Below are 17,721 nucleotides of genomic sequence, written 5' to 3' on the forward strand. Positions count from 1 at the left end.
CTCAGACCCGGCGCATCAGATAGACGTCCATGATCCAGCCGTGCCTTTGCCGCAATTCGGCACGCAGTGCGGCGATGCGCGGCCCGGTTTCGGCCAGCGGACCATGCTCCAGCGCCTGATGCGCCATGCCAAGGTAGGCACCCCACCAGATCGAGACGCCCTGCGGCGCGATCGCTTCGAAGGCGCAGCCGCTGTCCAGCATCACTACCACCGTATCGACGCCCTGGGGCCAGCCATGATCGCGCAAGGCGCGCGCCGTGGTGATCGTGACGGCACCTGCCAGCGGGTTCAGCGGGATCGCGTGCGCGGCGGTCAATGCCTGGATGCTGGTGATTCCCGGCACCACTCGCACGGTCATCGCCATGCCGCCCGCCAGCAGCCTCTGGGCGATGCGCAAGGTGCTGTCGTACAGCGAGGGGTCACCCCAGACGAGCAGCGCCAATCGCCCGCCTTGCGGCAAATGCGCGGCGATCTGGTCTCGCCAGGCTGTGGCGATCGCGTCGTGCCAGTCCTGTACGGCCTGAACATAGTTTCCGGAGGCATCGCGCACCGGCATGTCGAACTCCACGACGCGGACTGGGCGGCTGAGGACGGCTGCGCAGATCGTTCGTCGCAAGTCGATAAGGTCGGACCTGGCGCTGCCCTTGCGGGGCAGCAAGATCAGGTCCGCCTCGTTCATCGCGCGCACCGCTTCGGCGGTTAGGTGATCGGGGTTGCCGGTGCCGATGCCGATGAGATTCAGCGCGATCATTCCTGGGCCGCGGCCGCGATCATGTGAAAGAACGAGCCGGTGACATTCCCCTGCCGCGATCCCGTCTCCGCCACGACATCGCCGTTGGCGTCCGTGACCTCGGCCAGCGGATCGCCGCTCTGCTTTAGGATGATTGAGTAATGGAATTCATGCCCGCGCAGGCGCGTGCCCGCCGGGATCGTGCCGATCGAGCCGTGCAGCCGCGCCAGCCGATATCCCAGGTGCATCCTGCGTTGGGCGTAGCTTGTCTCCAATCCTAGCAAGCCCGCCATACGATGCCGCTCTCCTTGTTTGTCGACCAGCGCATCGCCCAGCACCATATAGCCGCCGCACTCGCCGTGTATCGGGCCGCGCTGGGCATGGCGGCGCAGGCCGTCCAGGAAGTGTTCCGCCGCCGCGATGCGCCCGGCATGAAGCTCCGGGTAACCGCCGGGCAGCCAGACCATATCAGCCGAGGGATCGGGCGCTTCGTCCGCCAGCGGGGAAAAGGGCATCAACTGCGCCCCGGCATTGCGCCAGCCCGCCAGCAGGTGAGGGTAAAGGAACGAGAACGCCGCATCCTGCGCGATGGCGAGCCGCTGCGCCGGCGGGTCCGGCAATCGCCCATCCGCGCCAGGCACGAATGTGGAGCGCGCCGCCGCCTGGATCGCCGCCAGATCGACATGCGCGCTCAGGAACGCCGCATAGCCTTCCACCGCGCGTTCCAGATCGGGGTGTTCCACTGCCTGGACAAGGCCAAGATGCCGTTCGGGCAATACTAGATCGCCACGGCGGGGCAGGGCGCCCAGCACGGGCATCCCGATCGCGTCCATCCCACGGCGCAGCAGCGCTTCGTGGCGAGGACTGGCCACGCGGTTCAGGATCACCCCGGCGAACGGAAGGTCTGGATCGAAGCTGCGAAAGCCCAGTGCCGTCGCCGCTGCGGACTGCGCCTGGCCCGAGGCGTCCAGCACCAGGATCACCGGCCAGCCCATCCGCCGCGCCATCTCTGCGCTGGCGCCGATGCCGCTTTCTCCGGGACGGGCAACACCGTCGAACAGTCCCATCGATCCTTCGGCGACGATCATGTCCGCCCCCACCGCCTGCGCCGCGATGGCATCGAGCAAGCCGGAACTCATGGCCCAGCTATCGAGATTGAAGGACGGCCTGCCGCTCGCTGCGCGATGGAACGCAGGGTCGATATAGTCCGGTCCGCTCTTGAAGGGCTGAACGGTAAGGCCAGCATGGGTCAGGGCGCGCAGCAGGCCGAGCATGACCGTGGTCTTGCCCGTGCCGGATGCTGGCGCGGCGATCATCACGCCGGGAACGTTCATTCCGATACTCCCGCGAAAGGCGAATTGGCATCCCGCGGGCGAAAGCGCCGGTCGTAGCCGGGGGCGTAGAGGCTACTCTCGGCGAAATGCTCGGCCCCCAGCACCGGCCCGACGAGGATCAGCGCCGTGCGTTCCATGCTGCCGGCGATGGCTGTTTCGATAGTGCCCAGCGTGGCGCGGACTACGCGCTCGTCCGGCCAGCTGGCGCGCCACACCACGGCGACCGGGCAGTCGGCGCCATACTCCGGCACGAGGTCCGCAACGACCTGGGCTAGATTGTGGATCGACAGATGAATGGCAAGCGTCGCCCCGGTGGCCGCGAAACGGGTCAACGTTTCGCGCGGTGGCATGGTGCTGGCGCGACCCGGGGTTCGTGTCAAAACGAGGGATTGCCCAAGCTCCGGCAGTGTCAGTTCGGCGCCCAGCGTGGCGGCGGCGGCGGCGAAGGCGGGCACTCCGGGCGTGATGGTGAACGGGATGGACAGCGCTTTTAGCCGCCGCAATTGCTCACCCATCGCCGACCAGACCGAGACATCGCCGGAGTGCAGCCGCGCCACGTCATGACCGGCATCATGCGCGGCGGCGATCTCGGCGATGATCTCGTCGAGCGACAGCGGAGCGGTGTTCACGATGCGCGCGCCCGGCGGACAATGATCCAGGATCGCGGTGGGGATCAGCGAACCGGCGTAGAGGCACACCGGGCTGGCGGCGATCAGGTCCCGCCCGCGAAGCGTCAGCAGGTCCGGCGCGCCGGGGCCTGCACCGATGAAATGCACGGTCATGTTCGGGGTCCTCGGGCGATGGCGCATGTGGCCATCCGGTCTGGGGAAATCTGGCGACTGGCCAGCAGATGCGCGCCACCACCGGCGGCGACCAGCGAAACGGCTTCCGCAACGCTGCCGGTGCCATGCGCGGCCTTGCTCGCTTCGGAACAGGATAGGGTGTCCACCTGGCGGAGCGTGTCCGCGTCGATCTCGATCATCGGCAGGCCCAGCGACCGGGCCAGCGGCAGCAGCGCCGCCGCCTTGGCCGGGATCGTGGCCAGATGGGTTACGGCAGGCAGGCCATGCTGCGCCAGCGTCAGGGCCGATCGCAGCGACGCCTCGCTCGCGGCATGACGGCAGCCGAACCCCGCGACGATCATACCGTCACGCTCCACTGCACCACCGGATAGCGTGACTTCCAGCCCTGCCGATTGCCGATCGGTGCGGCGTCCGCCAGTTCGATCCGCAGCAGCGCGCCGCCCTTGGCGGCTCGCCAGTGCGTCAGCAGCGCTTCTGACTCCAGCGTGACCGCGTTCGCGACAAGACGCGTTCCGGGGCGCAGGCGGGGCCAGAGCGCCTCCAGCAAAGCGTGGGACAAGCCGCCACCGATGAATACGGCGTGGGGCGCAGGTCCTTCCGGCAAGGTATCCGGAGCGCGTCCCTCGATCACCTTCAGGCGATCGACCCCCAAGGACTGGGCGTTGGCGCGGGCATTGGCGGCGCGGGCCGGATCGGCTTCCAGCGCCACGGCGCGGTTGGCCGGATGTGACAGCAGCCATTCGATCGCGACGGAGCCGGAACCCGCGCCGATGTCCCACAGCAGATCGCCTGCACGCGGCGCGAGGGCAGAGAGCGTGAGGGCGCGCACTGGGCGCTTGGTCAATTGCCCGTCCGACCGGAACCAGCCGTCGTCCAAGCCGGATGCGGTGGTCATCGCTTCTCCCGCCCCGGCGCAGACCAGCGCCACCGCTACCGGATGGCGGATGTCGTCCAGCGCAAAGCCGCTTGCCATGCTCGCGCGGAGCCGTTCGCGCGGGCCGCCCAGCGCCTCCATCACGTGCAGCGTCGAAGCGCCGAACCCTGCCACATCGAGGTAGGCGGCCAGATCGCAGACAGCGGCGCCATCCCGCAGCAGAATCAACGCCTTGCGTCCGGGAGTGAGGTGCGGGCGCAGGCGGGATAGCGGCGCGGCGTGCAGGCCCAGGCATACGGTATCTTGCAGGGCCCACCCCAGTCGCGCTGCCGTTAGCGAAAATGTGGAGAGGGAGGGCAAGGCCGTCCACTCATCGGCTTGGAGCGCCCCGGTCACGCTGCTGCCCGCACCGAACCAGAAGGGGTCGCCCGACGCCAGCATCACAGTTGCGTGACCGCGCTGGCGCAGCAACAACGGAATGCCGTCTGCGAACGGCACTGGCCATTCCTCCACCGCGCCGGTAAGCGGCGGCAGCAACGCCAGGTGGCGGGGCGGGCCGATGATGTGCGCGGCGGACGAAAGCGCCTGTCGTGCCGGTTCGGACAAGCCGGCCCAGCCGTCCTCGCCGATGCCGACGATCGTCAACCAGGGAGCCTTAGCGGTCTCAGCCATGCTCAAAGTGCTCATCCTGGGCGGCACGACCGAGGCCAGCGCTTTGGCTACGTTGCTGGCGAAACACGGCATTCCGGCGATCCTGAGCTACGCCGGGCGCACCAGAAACCCGCAAGGCCAGCCGGTGCCGGTGCGGGTTGGCGGCTTCGGGGGAGCAACCGGCCTTGCGCAAGTGCTGCGGGATCAAGGCTTCACCCATCTGGTGGACGCGACCCACCCGTTCGCGGCCCAGATCAGCGCCAATGCGATTGCCGCCAGCCCGGAGGCAGGCGTGCCGTTGTTGGCGCTGACTCGTCCGGCCTGGCAGGCTCAGCCTGGGGATCGCTGGAGTCATGTGAACGATCTGGTCGGAGCGGTTGACGCGCTGGCGGGGCCGCCGCGCCGGGTGTTCCTGGCGCTGGGGCGGATGCACGTTGGCGCGTTCGCTTTGCAGCCGCAGCACCATTACGTCCTGCGTTTTGTCGACAGGCCCGAGACGCCACCGTCTTTGCCCCATCACGCGCTGATCGTCGATCGCGGGCCGTTCAGCGTGGCGGGTGATCGAGCGTTGTTGCAGGAGCACGGCGTCGATTGGGTGGTCTGCAAGAACGCAGGCGGCGGCGGGGCCGAGGCCAAGCTGATCGCCGCGCGCGAACTGGGTGTGCCGGTGCTGATGATCGCGCGCCCGCCGATCGCGCCTCGTAACGAGGTGCACGATCCCGCCGCTGTCCTCGACTGGTTGAATCATCACGGCACCATCGCCAGTGATCGTGGCGTATAGAGCCAGGATGTCGCAGCGCCCGGACGTGGGACGATCCGCGTCTGGCTGGAGCCGACGATCACCATCGTGCGCATGTCCGCCATGTCCGCGCGCGCTTGGGGCAGCGGCACGATGCGCAGTTCCTCTTGCGGAGTGGAGACGGCGCGGGCGAAGAGGATCGGGCGTTCGTCCGCGCATTCCTCACGCAGGATATCCAGCACCCGCGCAAAGCCTTCCGGGCGGGAGCGGGATCGCGGGTTGTAGAACGCCATGGCGAAGTCCGCCTGCGCCGCCAGCCGCACTCGCCGCTCAATCACCGGCCACGGCTTCAGGTTGTCCGACAAATTGATCGCGCAGAAATCATGGCCCAGCGGCGCTCCGGCGCGGGCGCTGGCGGCCAGCATTGCGGTGATCCCCGGCAGCACGCGCAAGTCGATATCGCGCCGCGTCGGATCGCCATGCTCCAGCGCTTCGAACACGGCAGCCGCCATCGCGAAAACGCCGGGATCACCCGAAGAGACCACGACTACCCGGTGCCCCTTCCGGGCCAGGTCGATGGCCAGGTTCGCGCGATCGATCTCCACCCGGTTGTCGGACGGATGCAGGGTCAGCCCCTCTCGCGCGGGAACGCGGGCGACGTAAGGGACGTAGCCGATCACGTCCGTCGCATCGCCCAGCGCGGCGCTGACTTCGGGCGTCACCAGCATATCGTCCCCGGGCCCGAGCCCCGCGATTGCCAACCACCCGCCGCTCATGGCCGCCGTCCCTGGCCGTGGATCAGCAGGATCGAGAAGTAGGGCGTCACTTCTATGGCCTCGGTCAGCAGGATCACCCGCTGCTCGGGCATCGCGGCGTATTCCACCAGCCAGGCGGCTTTCTCCCGCCCAGCCGCCGCCACGGCGCGGCGCAGCTTGGGCAAGTTGCGGCCGATCTTCATCACGACGAGTGAATCCGTGTCGCGAATGCGGCGGATCAGCTCGTCCTCGGGCAGGGTGGCCATGGCGACGGTCAGTACGTCATCACCCCAGGTGATCGGCATCCCGGTGGCGGTCCAGGCCCCGGTCATCCCGGTGATCCCAGGCACGACATGGACCGGTACCCGATCCATCAGGCGGGAGTGCAAGTGCATGAACGAGCCGTAGAAAAACGGATCGCCCTCGCACAGCACCGCCACGTCCTCCCCGGCCAGGGCGAGGGCGGACAGCCGCTCGGTGCATTCGGCGTAGAAGGCGGAGAGCGAGGCGTTGTAGCGGGGATCGGCCAGCGGGATCTCGGTCGTCACCGGATATTCCATGGCAATTTCCACCACATCGTCGCGCAGCATGCCCTCGGCGATGCGGCGGGCTTGGCCGGGCCGACCGGCCTTGCGGAAGTAGGCGACATGACGCGTGCCACGCACCAGGCGATCGGCGCGGACGCTCAGCAGGTCCTGCGCGCCCGGCCCCAGGCCGACGCCGTGGATCGTGCCTAGCTTGATCGGCACGTTCATTCCGCGCGGCTCGCAACGGCATTGATCGCAGCGACAGTGATCGCGCTGCCGCCCAACCGTCCCTCGACGATGCAGCAGGGCACGGGCTGCTCCTGCCAGAGCGCCGCCTTCGATTCGACCGCGCCCACGAAACCCACCGGGCAGCCGATGATCGCGGCGGGGCGGGGGCAGGCCGGGTCTTCCAGCATGTTGATCAAGTGGAACAATGCCGTGGGCGCGTTGCCGATGGCGACGACCGCTCCCGCCAGATGCGGCCGCCACAGTTCCAGCGCGGCGGCGGAGCGGGTGTTCGCCATCTGCCGTGCCAGATCCTGAACCTGCAGGTCGCGCAGGGTGCACACGATCGGATTGGCGGCGGGCAGGCGCGTGCGGGTGATGCCTTCGGAAACCATGCGCGCATCGCACAGGATCGGTGCGCCGCTATGCAAAGCCGCGCGCGCGGTGGCTGCGAAGCGTGCGGAAAAGCGGATGTGCGGCGCCAGATCGACCATCCCCGCGGCATGGATCATGCGAACGGCGATCGGCTCTTCCTCGGATGAGAAGCGGGCCAGATCGGCCTCGGCGCGGATCGTGGCGAAGGACTGGCGATAGATCGCGGCGCCATCAGTCTCGTAGGCGTGGGGCATCAGCGGGTTTCCAGAAGTGCGGGAATGTGATCGGGATGGAGGCCGGAAATGTCCGCGCGATCGCCGGCGTGGGCGTTGCGCGAAAGGTCGAAGCGACCCTCTCGGCCAGTCAGCACCAACGCCGTCTTGCGCGAGCAGGCGCAGCCTTTTGCGCAGCCCGAGACGTGCAGGCTCTCCTGCATCAGCGGGGCCAATCGACGAGCCAGATCTCGGGTGGCGACGGTGGCCTGCGGGCAGAACGGCGCGCCGGGACAGGCCTCCACGCGCAGCAGCGGATCGGCGGGATCGGCGATCAGGCCGGGGTGCTCGCCGGCGCTTCCGCCTTCGAGGATCACCAGCCGCCACGGGGTGAGGCGCAGGGACGTGGCACCGGCAGTGGTTACGGCGTGGGCCAGGCGATCGGCTTCGATCTGGCTGAAGGGAACGCCATACACGAAACCGGCGCAGACGGGGCCGGGTTGAGCGCGCGAGGCGGGTGGGGCGGGTGGGGCGGGCCGGGCATCACCCTGGGCCCAGGGCGGCAGGGGGGCATCATGGCGCACCATGCGGCCCGCCGCCGCTCCGCCGCTGTCGTGAAACCAGTGAGCTAAGGCGATGATTCGCCCCACCGCTTCGCCTTCGCTGACTGCGACGCCCTTTTCCCGTCCCGCCGCGCGCAGGATCAGGCCGCCAGACTCGCCGCGCTCGATCCGAAAATCGCCCGGTTCATCCAGCAAGACGAGAGCATCCCCGGCGTCGATGACGAAGCCCATCTTGGAAGGCAAGTCAGGCAGTTCAGGCAGCTTTTCCCGCAGTTCGACGGCGAGGCGATGGCTCGCGTCTCCAACAGTCCAGTGCGGTGCCAGGAGGATATTGCGCCGCGCCTCGATTGCATGGTCTGGGTCGACCAGGCCCGCATTGACCAACACCTCTATCAAAGGCCGCCAGCCTGCTTCGGCCACGCCGCGTATCTGCAGGTTCGCTCGGCGTGTCACGTCGATCAGGCCGTTGCCGTACTGCCGAGACAAGGCGCAGACCTGCAGCGTTTCTTCACGCGAAAGGCGCGAGAAACACGGCTTCACCCGCACCAGCAAACCATCGCCCGCCGCCATCGGCCGCCATGCGTCGGGGCACCATCCCTTTATGGTGAAGCCGCTCATCGTGCTGCCCCCAGGGCCGCCAGGATCGAGTTGCGGCGCGTCGGCCACAGCCCCGCCTCGTGAACAGCCGCAAACTGTGCTTCCATGGCAGCCAGCGCGCCGGGGTTGGCTTGTTTCAGGAACTGGCGCACCGGGTCGCTGGCCAACGTGGCGTCGTAATAAAGATCGAACAGCTGGGGCGGCACCCCGCCCGCCAAGTGAGCGAACGCGCCGAGATGATCGAGTGTGGCGGCCAGTTCCGCGCCTCCGCGAAAGCCGTGCCGCATCATCCCGGCCACCCACGCTGGGTTCGCCGCCCGGGCACGGACGACGCGGGCGATCTCTTCGGTCAGAGTTCGGGCTGTCGGGCGATCCGGGTCGCGGTTGTCCAGATGATAGAGCGCGGCCGCGCCCCCGGCGACCGCCTGCGCGGCGGCAAAACCGGCTTCATGCGCGGCGTAGTCTGCGGAAATCAGCACGTCGCTTTCGGCCAGGTCCTGCAAATGCACGAAGGCGTCCGCGCCCGCGACCTGCGCGCGCAAGCCCGCCATGTCGTCTTCGGGCGTCAGCCGATCCAGCGCATGGGCGGAGGCGGCCAGCCAAGCTTCGCCCGCCGCCTGCCGGGCCTCTGGGGTGTAGGTGTCCGCAGCCGAACCCATGCCGACGCCGTAGCTTCCCGGCCCAGGACCGAAGACCCGTGCGCCGGGGGCGGTGCCGACGAAGGGGTTCCACTCCGGCTCCTCATCTCGCTGAGACAGCGCGCTGACGGCCTGGCCGAACAGCAGCGGCAGCGCGGGAAAGGCATCGCGGAACAAGCCCGACACGCGCAATGTCACATCCAGGCGCGGGCGCTCCAGCAGGGCCAGGGGCAGGATTTCGATCCCGGTCACTCGCTCTGAAGCGTGGTCCCACACCGGGCACGCGCCCAGGAAGTGGAGCGCCATCGCGAATTCCTCGCCCGCGGTGCGCATCGTCGCCGAGCCCCACAGATCGACCACCAGGCCGCGCGGATAGTCGCCATGGTCCTGCAGATGACGGCGCACCAGCTCGTCCGCCAACCGGATGCCCTGCGCATAGGCCGAGCGGGAGGGCACGGCGCGCGGGTCGATCATGTAGAGGTTGCGGCCGGTGGGCAGCACGTCGCTCCGCCCGCGGAACGGTGAGCCCGAGGGGCCAGGCGGAACGCGCCGTCCGGCCAGCGCCGTCAGCAATCCGGTTCGCTCTGCCGCGCCGTGATCGCCTTGGCCGAATACGTGGAGGCCATCGCCGAACTGGCTTTCCTTCACATCGCACACGAACCGGTCGATGCGGGTGATTGCTTCCACCAGCGACGTGGCGTTATCAAGGCCCAGCTCCGCCTCAAGGCCCAGGGACGCCGCCTCTTCGCGGATCGCGCCTTGCAGCCGATCACGGCGCGCGGGATCGAGGCCGCTGGCGTTGGAGAATTCGTCCAGCAACGCCTCGATCCGCTCCAACCCCGCGCCGTGGCGAGTGGGGGAGAGCGGGGGCGGGGCGTGGCCGATGGTGACGGCGGCGATCCGGCGCTTGGCCTGCGCCGCCTCGCCCGGATCGTTGACGATGAACGGATAGATCACCGGCAGTCCGCACGTCAGCGCCTCCGGCCAGCAAGCGTCGGACAGGGCGACCGCCTTGCCGGGCAACCACTCCAGCGTGCCATGCGCGCCGAGGTGGACCAGCGCGTCGATGCCGAGCGAGCGCAGCCACAAGTAGAACGCGACATAGGCGTGACGCGGGCAGCGCGTGACATCGTGATAGCTATCCGTGCGGTCCGCGCTCATGCCCCGCTCGGGCTGCAGCGCGATCAGGGCGTTTCCGCAGCGGGTAGCGGCGAACTGAAACGCGCCGTTCTGGACGGCAGGGTCGGTGTCCGGATCACCCCAATGCTCGGCCAGCGACTGTCGCAAGGCGGCGGGCAGCGTGGCGAGGGCAGCGCGGTATTCGGCGAGGGGCCAAGTGAGGCGCTCTTGCTGAAGCTTGTCTTCCAGCGCTTCTGTCGGGGCGGTGCGATATCCCGCCTGGGCCAGATCGGCGAGGATCGCTCCCGTCGAGGCGAGGGCGTCCAGACCGACGGCGTGCGCCATCTGCCACTCACGGCCGGGATACGTGGATAGCACCATCGCCAGCCGCCGCTCCGCCACCGGCTTGGCCGCTAGTGTGATCCAGCCGGAGATGCGGGCGACGATCGCGGCAATACGGTCTGGGTCGGCACCGTGGCGATCCTGCGCGAAGCCCAGGTCCGGGTCACGCTCACCGCTCTGTTTGAAGCTGGCCACGCCTGCAAATATTCGCCCGTCGATCTCGGGCAGCACGACATGCATCGCCAGATCGGGCGGAGAAAGGCCGCGATGGGCACCGGCCCAGGCGGTCTGCGATCCGGTCGCCAGCGCGATCTGGAACACGGGCACGTCCGCTGCGTCGAGGGGGGTATGGCCATCCTCGTCCCGCGCGGAAAAGGCGGTCGCGTTGATGATCGCGGACGGCTGCAGCGCCGCCACCCATCGCCCGATCGCGGCGCGTGCGTGTGGTTCCTTCAACGAGGTGGCGTAAAGCGAAAGAGTGGAAAAGCCGGCGTGCTCTAACTGCTCGTGCAATTGGGTGAACGGGGCCAGGTCGTCTGCAGTTAGGTAGGAGCGATAGAACACGATCAGCATCAGCGAGCGATCGCTCGGGCGGACGAACTTGTCGGGATCGCACAGGCCCGATGCCGGGTGCCATCCCCCCGCTGGCTGCAACACTTGCGCGCTCCCGGCGATGGACACCGCGATTCCCGCCCGCTGCGCCAGCAAGCCCAGCGCACTACGTGCCGCCTCTGCGCCTCCTGCCTGACAATGCTCCTGCAATTCGCGAACGACTGAGACCGGCACGGTGGAGGCCGAATCCAGGCGATCGTCCGGCCGCCCGTCGCCAGTCAGCACCGCCAGCGCGATCCCCTTGGCGCGCGCCAGCGCCTCGACTTGGGCCAGGCCATAGCTCCAGTAAGCCGCGCCGCCGATCAGCCGAATCAGGATCGCCCGGGCGCCGGCCAGGGTACGCTCTATATACGTGTCGACCGACAAGGGATGCGCCAACGCCGACAGGTTGGCGAGGCGCAGCGTCGGGAAGGCGGGGTCCAGCAGCCGCGCCTCGCGCCAACCTTGCGCGAATGCGCCAAGGTCGCTGTCCGAGAAGGACAGGACAACCAGGTCTGCGGGCGCTTGCCCCAGATCCTGCGGGATGGCGGTTTCCTCCATCCCGTGTACTTCGCGGAAGATGACGTGCATCGCCTAGGGCTTCAGCCCGCCAGCGCGGCTCGGATCGCGATGGGATCGACATGCGCCCGCTCGGCGATGGCGACCAGCGTCGTCTCGCGGCGCTCGCCCGGCTTCCAGGCGCGATCGTACTGATGGCGCACGCGTGATCCCACCGCCTGGATCAACAGGCGCATCGGCTTGCCCGTCACCGCGACATAACCCTTCACCCGCAGCACATGCTGTTCGCGTGCCAGGGCTTCGATGCGCACGACCAGATCGTCGGGATCGGCGATCTCACCCAGCGTCACCACGGTGCTGTCGAAATCGTCATGCTCATGATCGTCCTCGCCATCATGGTGAGAGGGGCGAGCGGCCACATCGTTCTCCGCCGCTGCTTCCAGCCCCAGGATGACGCGGGGGTCGACCACGCCGTCGGTCAGTTCCACCACCGGCACCACGCGGGGCGATTCGGCGGCGATGATCGCGCGCGCGGCGGCTATGCCTTCCGGCCCTGCCAGGTCCGCCTTGGTCAGCAACACCATATCGGCGCAGGCCAGCTGGTCCTCGAACACTTCGGACAGCGGCGTTTCATGATCGATGCTGGGATCGGCCTGGCGCTGTGCGTCCACCGCCGCCAGATCGGGCGCGAAGCGGCCCGCCGCCACGGCCTCGGCATCGGCAAGGGCGAGCACGCCGTCCACCGTGATGCGGCTGCGGATCGCAGGCCATTCGAACGCCTTCAGCAGCGGCTTGGGCAAGGCCAGGCCGCTCGTCTCGATCAGGATGTGATCGGGGCGCGGCTCCAGCGCCAGCAGCCGCTCTACCGTGGGGATAAAATCATCGGCGACAGTGCAGCAGATGCAGCCGTTCGCCAGCTCCACGATGTTCTCCGCCGGGCAATCGGGGATCGCGCAGCTTTGCAGGATGTCGCCGTCGACGCCCAGCGTGCCGAATTCGTTCACCACCACTGCCAAGCGTCGCCCGCCGGCGTTGCGGATGAGGTGGCTGATCAGCGTGGTCTTGCCCGCCCCCAGAAAGCCGGTGACGATGGTGACAGGCACCTTGGATAGATCGGACATGCGCTTTTCCCTTCCGTGCCGCACGGGGCGGCGAGCCAACAAAAGGTGACGGGGAGGGGCTCTGGATGAGCACGCGCCAGACGCAGGCGCCGTTGCGCCCACGCAGATGCGCAGCACCCGTGCAGCCCCAGCCGCACCGCTTTCGTCGCTCAGACGGAAAGAATAAACCGTGCCGAGACCATCCCCTGGACCAAGGCAAGAGCGACCGGAGCGCCGGCAGGTCTCCTGGCTCGCGGGTCACAGCTTGATGCACGGCCTTCCCAGATCGCGCGGTCGCGCGGTCCAGTGGCTGCCTCCGGTCAAAGGAGGCGAGTGCATCGCGCTATCCGCTCACAGTTGCAGGGACAGCCGCGGAATGGGAGGAGCAAATCCTCCGCACCGCATTCCCGATTAAGCCCGTTGCCGGGCACCGGCGCGATCTATGTCGAAGGATGGACGACAGCCCACCCTTCGGCTGCGCGCTCTAGCCCAAGGCGATGGCGCGGGGAAGGTGTGATCTGTTCGTTGAAAAATTTGGTCGGGACGAGAGGATTCGAACCTCCGACCCCCACACCCCCAGTGTGATGCGCTACCAGGCTGCGCTACGTCCCGACCGGAGGCGCGCCTATAGGCAAGGCTTTGCAGGAGTGCAAGCGTCTCGCGACTGGTGGTGGAACGAAAGCGGGCGCGCGTTGCCAGTGCCCTGGGATGCTGCTAACCGCGCGCGCTGATCTTGCCGTAATGCGGCGGCCCGGCATCCTTTGCCGGTCACGCGTTCGGGCCACAGTACAAGAAGGCGTTTCGCAGCCCATGCACACTTCCATCCTCTCGCTCCTTGCCGCTGGTGCCGGAGCCGGCGCCACTCCCCCGGCTTGGCTTAGCTATCTGCCGTTCGTGGCGATGGGCCTGATCTTCTGGTTCCTGATCATGCGCCCGCAGATGAAGCAGCAGAAAGAGCAGCGCTCCAAGCTGGAAGCGATCAAGAAGGGCGATGAAGTGCTGACCGGCGGGGGCCTGATCGGCCGCGTCATCAGCGTGGACGAGAATTACGTGAATGTGGAAATCGCGCAGGGCGTCCGGGTGAAGGCGGTCAAGTCCACCATCGCCGACGTCATCCCGCCCGCCGGCTCCAAGCCCGCGAACGACTGAGCGAAGGCGCGCCACCGATGCTCGATTTCCCGAAATGGAAGAAGGCCTGGTACTGGTTCATCGCGGGTGTCGCGATGCTGGCCTCGCTGCCGTCGATCTTTGCGATTTCCGGGCTGAACTGGCCCGCCTCGCTGCCCAGCCCGCGTGTCCACCTGGGTCTCGACCTTGCCGGTGGCAGCCACATCCTGCTCGAAGCCGATAAGCGCCAGGTGGCGCAGCAACGGCTTGAGACGATGGAAGAGCAGGTCCGCACCAAGCTGAAAGCGGCTGAGCCTGCGATCGAGGTCGGCGATATTTCCAGCCAGGGCGGCCGCTTGTCGTTCATGGTGAAGAACCCCGGCCAGGTGGACAGCGCGCGCGAGGCGATCCAGCCGCTCACCACCGGCGCGGGCCTTACCGGCCAGCGTGACTGGGACATCGAGGTGGTAGACGGCTCGCGCTTCGTGCTGACGCCGACCCAGCAGGGGATCGACCAGGCCGTCACCAACGCCATGGACACCGCGGTCGAAGTGGTCCGCAAGCGCATCGACGCGCTCGGCACGCGCGAGCCGACGATCCTGCGCTCGGGCGATCAGCGCATCGTCGTCCAGGTTCCGGGGTTGCAGGATCCCAACCAGCTCAAGCAGCTGCTGGGCCAGACCGCCAAGCTGGAATTCAAGCTGGTCGATGTCACCGCCCAGCCGGACGATATCGCCAAGGGCATCGCGCCCGCCGGGTCAGAGATTCTGCCTTATGCCGACCCCAAGGAGGGCCGCGGTTCGCCCGGGCTCGCTGTGCGTCGTCTTGGCGGCATCAAGGGCGATCAGCTGACCGACGCGCGACAGGCGTTCGATCCCAAGAGCAACGCACCGGTCGTCTCGATCACGTTCAACACGGCCGGCGGCGCGAAGTTCGCGCAGCTGACCACTGAGAACGTCAACAAGCCGTTCGCCATCGTCCTCGATGACAAGATCCTTTCCGCTCCCAACATCAACGAGCCGATCCTGGGCGGTAGCGCCCAGATTTCCGGCAGCTTCAGCGTGCAGGAAGCCACCCAGCTCGCCATCGCCTTGCGGTCCGGCGCTTTGCCGGTCGATCTCAAGGTGGTCGAGGAGCGGACCGTCGGGCCGGACCTTGGCGCCGATTCGATCCACAAGGGCGCGATCGCCATGGCGGTCGGCACAGGCCTGCTGATGGTCTTCATGGTGCTGACCTATGGGCGTTTCGGCGTCTACACCTGCGTTGCGCTGATCATCAACGTGCTGATGATCCTGGGTGTCATGGCCGTTTTCGGAACGACCCTGACTCTGCCGGGCATCGCCGGTTTCGTGCTGACGATCGGTGCGGCGGTGGACGCCAACGTGCTGATCAACGAACGTATCCGCGAGGAACGGGCGAGGGGGCGGCGCGTCGTCGCCTCGGTGGAGCATGGCTACAAGGAGGCGAGCCGCGCCATCTTTGATGCCAACATCACCAACTCGATCGCTGCCGTCATGATGTTCGCCTTCGGCAGTGGGCCGGTACGCGGCTTCGCGGTGGTGCTGATGATCGGCATCGTCACTTCGGTGTTCACCGCGGTCACGCTGACGCGGATGTGGGTGGCCGGATGGCTGCATCGCGCTCGCCCCAACGACCTCGTGCTTTGAGGGAATGACCTCGTGAAACTGCTCAAGCTCATCCCTGACAACACCAACATCCACTTCCTGAAGTGGACGTGGCCGTTCTTCATCACCAACCTGCTGGCGATGGCGGCGTCGATCGTGCTGCTGTTTACCCACGGCCTTAACCTGGGCGTGGACTTCATCGGCGGCCAGATGATCCGCGTCACCTTCGAACGCAGCGCCGCCGCTCCGGTATCGGAGCTTCGCGAAAGCGTCGGCGCGCTCGGCTTCGGCGAACCGACGATCCAGACCTTCGGCAAGCCCAACGAAGTGACCGTTCGCATGCGCCTGCCCGATGGCTCCGAGGGCCATCCGGAACTGGCCGAGGCGATGGCGCAGAAGATCATCGGCACGATCCGCCAGAACCACGCTGACGCCCGGATCGACGGCGTGGACTCGGTCTCCGGCAAGGTTTCCGGCGAGTTGTTCCGCACCGGCATGCTGGCGCTCGGCCTCGCGATGCTGGGCATCACGATCTACATCTGGGTACGGTTCGAATGGCAATTCGCCGTCGGCGCCTTGTTCGCCCTGGTGCAGGACATCCTGCTGACCATCGGCATGTTCGCCCTCACCCAGATGGAGTTCGATCTGAACATCGTCGCCGCGCTGCTGACGCTGCTGGGCTATTCGCTGAATGACAAGATCGTCGTCTATGACCGCATTCGCGAGAATTTGAAGAAGTTCCGCAAGATGCCGTTGCCCGAACTCCTCGATTTGTCGGTGAACGAAACGCTGTCACGCACGATCGTCACCTCTACGTCCGTGCTGATCACGCTATTTGCGTTGCTATTGCTGGGTCCGGAAGTGATCTTCGGCTTCACCGCCGCAATCGCGCTGGGTATCTTCATCGGTACTTACAGCTCGATCTTCATGTCCGCGCCGTTCCTGATCTGGCTGCGGGTCAATTCCGATAGCTTCGTCTCGACCGAGACCTCCCTTGACCGGCAGGAGCGCCTTGCTCGGGAGCGGGGAGCCTGACGTCCAGAACCCTCCGTCGTTGCCGCTTCGGCGGGAACGACGGGCGGGACTGAAGAAGAAGCTAGCGTAGTTCCTGATCGAGAATGTCGTTCCAGAACGCTACGAGGTTCTGCGCATTCTCACCCCAACTGAACTTGGTGACGTTCGCGGCCACCTCTGATTGGCTGGGCGGGTCGTTGAGGATGTCGGTCACTGCCGCGGCAATGGCCGTAGGCTCTCGCGCGACGATCCGGCCGGCGGAACGATTCGGCACGATCTCCCGCGCGCCGCCGATATCAGGCACGACGATCGGCGTGCCGCAGGCCAGGGCCTCTACCCAGACATTGGCCAAGCCTTCGCTCGAGGAAGGCAGTACCAGCGCATCGGCGGCGCAAAGCAGCGAGGGCAAGGTATCGTGGCCGACTTGACCCAGGAAATGCACCCGATCTTCCAGGCCCAGCGTTCGCGCAAGCGCCCGCAAGGCTGCCTCATCCTCCCCCGCACCGGCCAGCGCCAGTCGAACGCCCGGTAGCGAACGCACCGCTTCCATTGCCAGGCGCTGCCCCTTGCGGGGGATCAGGGCCCCGGGCGTCACCAGCAGCGGGCCATCCTCCGGCACGTTCACGCCGGGGAGCGCTGACACCAAGGCTCTCGCCGCCTTGCGTTCAACGGGATGGAACCGCTCGCGATCGAGGCCGGTGTAATGCACCGCAATGCGATCCTGCGGCATGCCAAGCGCCTCCATATCGTCACGCAAGGCGCGGCTGACGGCCAGCATCCCGGCGGACTGGTGCGCCGCGGACAGCATTTGTGAGACGGCTTTGGGCCTGCTGCCCCAATAGTGAATGTCGGCGCCACGCGCCTTGATCGTCAAAGGCAAGCCGAGAGCGCGCGCGACGATCGCCGCGGCCGGTCCATCCGGGAAAAAGAACTGCGCATCCACCAGATCGAACGGCTGCTCGGCATGAAGTTGTCGCGCGAGGGGCAGGACGGCCTTGGCGATACGAGCGGGATTGCTGTCGCCACCGATCTTGGGATACAGAGTGAAGCGCGGGTAATGAACGTTGAGGCCCACCACATCGCTGCGTCGGGGAATCGACCGCCAGCGGGCGTAGGGTTGCTTCAGCGAAAGCGGCCAGGGCGGCATTCCGATCGGGCTAACCATGGTGAGATCAACGTCGCCCCGGGCGACGATCGCGCGCATCTGGTTGCCCACAAAAATCCCGAAGCCCGGCCGCACCGGATTGGGAAACAGCGTCGCGATGGAGAGGACGCGCATCG

The 17,721-nt window shown here is 67.3% G+C and carries 16 protein-coding genes, 1 tRNA gene and 1 riboswitch; of the genes, 4 read left to right on the top strand and 13 right to left on the bottom strand.

What is annotated here, in order from left to right; genetic code table 11:
- Position 1: 1 nt before the first annotated feature.
- The 5 genes from cobF to cbiT are packed head-to-tail and all read right to left on the bottom strand — an operon-like array spanning position 2 to position 4,413.
- Positions 2-751: a precorrin-6A synthase (deacetylating) gene (cobF, locus tag GGR39_RS12395; protein WP_183617437.1), complete on the bottom strand. Its 750-nt coding sequence runs from the start codon at positions 749-751 to the stop codon at positions 2-4.
- Entirely contained in the window at positions 748-2,064 is a 1,317-nt protein-coding gene (locus tag GGR39_RS12400; protein ID WP_183617438.1) for a cobyrinic acid a,c-diamide synthase CobB, read from the bottom strand. The genes cobF and GGR39_RS12400 overlap by 4 nt, the downstream gene beginning before the upstream one ends.
- Positions 2,061-2,846, bottom strand: coding sequence for a precorrin-4 C(11)-methyltransferase (cobM, locus tag GGR39_RS12405; RefSeq protein ID WP_183617439.1), 786 nt, complete (start codon positions 2,844-2,846; stop codon positions 2,061-2,063). Before cobM ends, GGR39_RS12400 begins: the two co-directional genes overlap by 4 nt.
- Entirely contained in the window at positions 2,843-3,208 is a 366-nt protein-coding gene (locus tag GGR39_RS12410; protein WP_183617440.1) for a cobalamin biosynthesis protein, read from the bottom strand. Before GGR39_RS12410 ends, cobM begins: the two co-directional genes overlap by 4 nt.
- Complete coding sequence (cbiT, locus tag GGR39_RS12415) at positions 3,205-4,413, bottom strand: precorrin-6Y C5,15-methyltransferase (decarboxylating) subunit CbiT (protein WP_183617441.1); 1,209 nt, start codon at positions 4,411-4,413, stop codon at positions 3,205-3,207. The genes GGR39_RS12410 and cbiT overlap by 4 nt, the downstream gene beginning before the upstream one ends.
- Between cbiT and GGR39_RS12420 the strand changes: the two genes are divergently transcribed.
- A complete protein-coding gene (locus tag GGR39_RS12420) occupies positions 4,412-5,173 on the top strand; it encodes a cobalt-precorrin-6A reductase (RefSeq protein ID WP_183617442.1) in 762 nt (253 codons plus the stop codon). The genes cbiT and GGR39_RS12420 overlap by 2 nt on opposite strands.
- Here the strand turns inward: GGR39_RS12420 and cobJ are convergent.
- The 7 genes from cobJ to GGR39_RS12455 form a co-directional block, all read right to left on the bottom strand.
- Positions 5,140-5,907: a precorrin-3B C(17)-methyltransferase gene (gene cobJ, locus GGR39_RS12425; RefSeq protein WP_183617443.1), complete on the bottom strand. Its 768-nt coding sequence runs from the start codon at positions 5,905-5,907 to the stop codon at positions 5,140-5,142. The genes GGR39_RS12420 and cobJ overlap by 34 nt on opposite strands.
- Positions 5,904-6,641, bottom strand: a complete 738-nt coding sequence (gene cobI, locus GGR39_RS12430; RefSeq protein WP_183617444.1) for a precorrin-2 C(20)-methyltransferase — start codon at positions 6,639-6,641, stop codon at positions 5,904-5,906. The genes cobJ and cobI overlap by 4 nt, the downstream gene beginning before the upstream one ends.
- Positions 6,638-7,267 (bottom strand): precorrin-8X methylmutase, encoded by a 630-nt coding sequence (locus tag GGR39_RS12435; RefSeq protein WP_183617445.1) that lies wholly within the window; start codon positions 7,265-7,267, stop codon positions 6,638-6,640. The genes cobI and GGR39_RS12435 overlap by 4 nt, the downstream gene beginning before the upstream one ends.
- Positions 7,267-8,406 (bottom strand): cobalamin biosynthesis protein CobG, encoded by a 1,140-nt coding sequence (locus tag GGR39_RS12440; protein ID WP_183617446.1) that lies wholly within the window; start codon positions 8,404-8,406, stop codon positions 7,267-7,269. The genes GGR39_RS12435 and GGR39_RS12440 overlap by 1 nt, the downstream gene beginning before the upstream one ends.
- Complete coding sequence (cobN, locus tag GGR39_RS12445; protein ID WP_183617447.1) at positions 8,403-11,666, bottom strand: cobaltochelatase subunit CobN; 3,264 nt, start codon at positions 11,664-11,666, stop codon at positions 8,403-8,405. The genes GGR39_RS12440 and cobN overlap by 4 nt, the downstream gene beginning before the upstream one ends.
- 11 nt (positions 11,667-11,677) lie before the next feature.
- Positions 11,678-12,715, bottom strand: coding sequence for a cobalamin biosynthesis protein CobW (gene cobW, locus GGR39_RS12450; RefSeq protein WP_183617448.1), 1,038 nt, complete (start codon positions 12,713-12,715; stop codon positions 11,678-11,680).
- 198 nt (positions 12,716-12,913) lie between these two features.
- Positions 12,914-13,144, bottom strand: a riboswitch (cobalamin riboswitch).
- Between the two features lie 85 nt (positions 13,145-13,229).
- A tRNA-Pro gene (locus GGR39_RS12455) sits at positions 13,230-13,306 on the bottom strand.
- A 198-nt stretch (positions 13,307-13,504) separates the two neighbouring features.
- On the opposite strand from GGR39_RS12455, the gene yajC reads away from it, so the two are divergent.
- The 3 genes from yajC to secF are packed head-to-tail and all read left to right on the top strand — an operon-like array spanning position 13,505 to position 16,461.
- The gene (gene yajC, locus GGR39_RS12460) at positions 13,505-13,843 is read left to right on the top strand and encodes a preprotein translocase subunit YajC (RefSeq protein WP_058735538.1); all 339 of its coding nucleotides are present in this window, start codon (positions 13,505-13,507) and stop codon (positions 13,841-13,843) included.
- A gap of 17 nt (positions 13,844-13,860) precedes the next feature.
- Entirely contained in the window at positions 13,861-15,468 is a 1,608-nt protein-coding gene (gene secD, locus GGR39_RS12465) for a protein translocase subunit SecD (protein ID WP_183617449.1), read from the top strand.
- Between the two features lie 12 nt (positions 15,469-15,480).
- Positions 15,481-16,461: a protein translocase subunit SecF gene (secF, locus tag GGR39_RS12470; protein ID WP_183617450.1), complete on the top strand. Its 981-nt coding sequence runs from the start codon at positions 15,481-15,483 to the stop codon at positions 16,459-16,461.
- A gap of 61 nt (positions 16,462-16,522) precedes the next feature.
- Here secF and GGR39_RS12475 read toward each other — a convergent pair whose 3' ends face one another.
- Positions 16,523-17,719 (bottom strand): glycosyltransferase, encoded by a 1,197-nt coding sequence (locus tag GGR39_RS12475; RefSeq protein ID WP_183617451.1) that lies wholly within the window; start codon positions 17,717-17,719, stop codon positions 16,523-16,525.
- Positions 17,720-17,721 lie beyond the last annotated feature (2 nt).

Source organism: Novosphingobium fluoreni, from assembly GCF_014196615.1.
Classification (GTDB): domain Bacteria; phylum Pseudomonadota; class Alphaproteobacteria; order Sphingomonadales; family Sphingomonadaceae; genus Novosphingobium; species Novosphingobium fluoreni.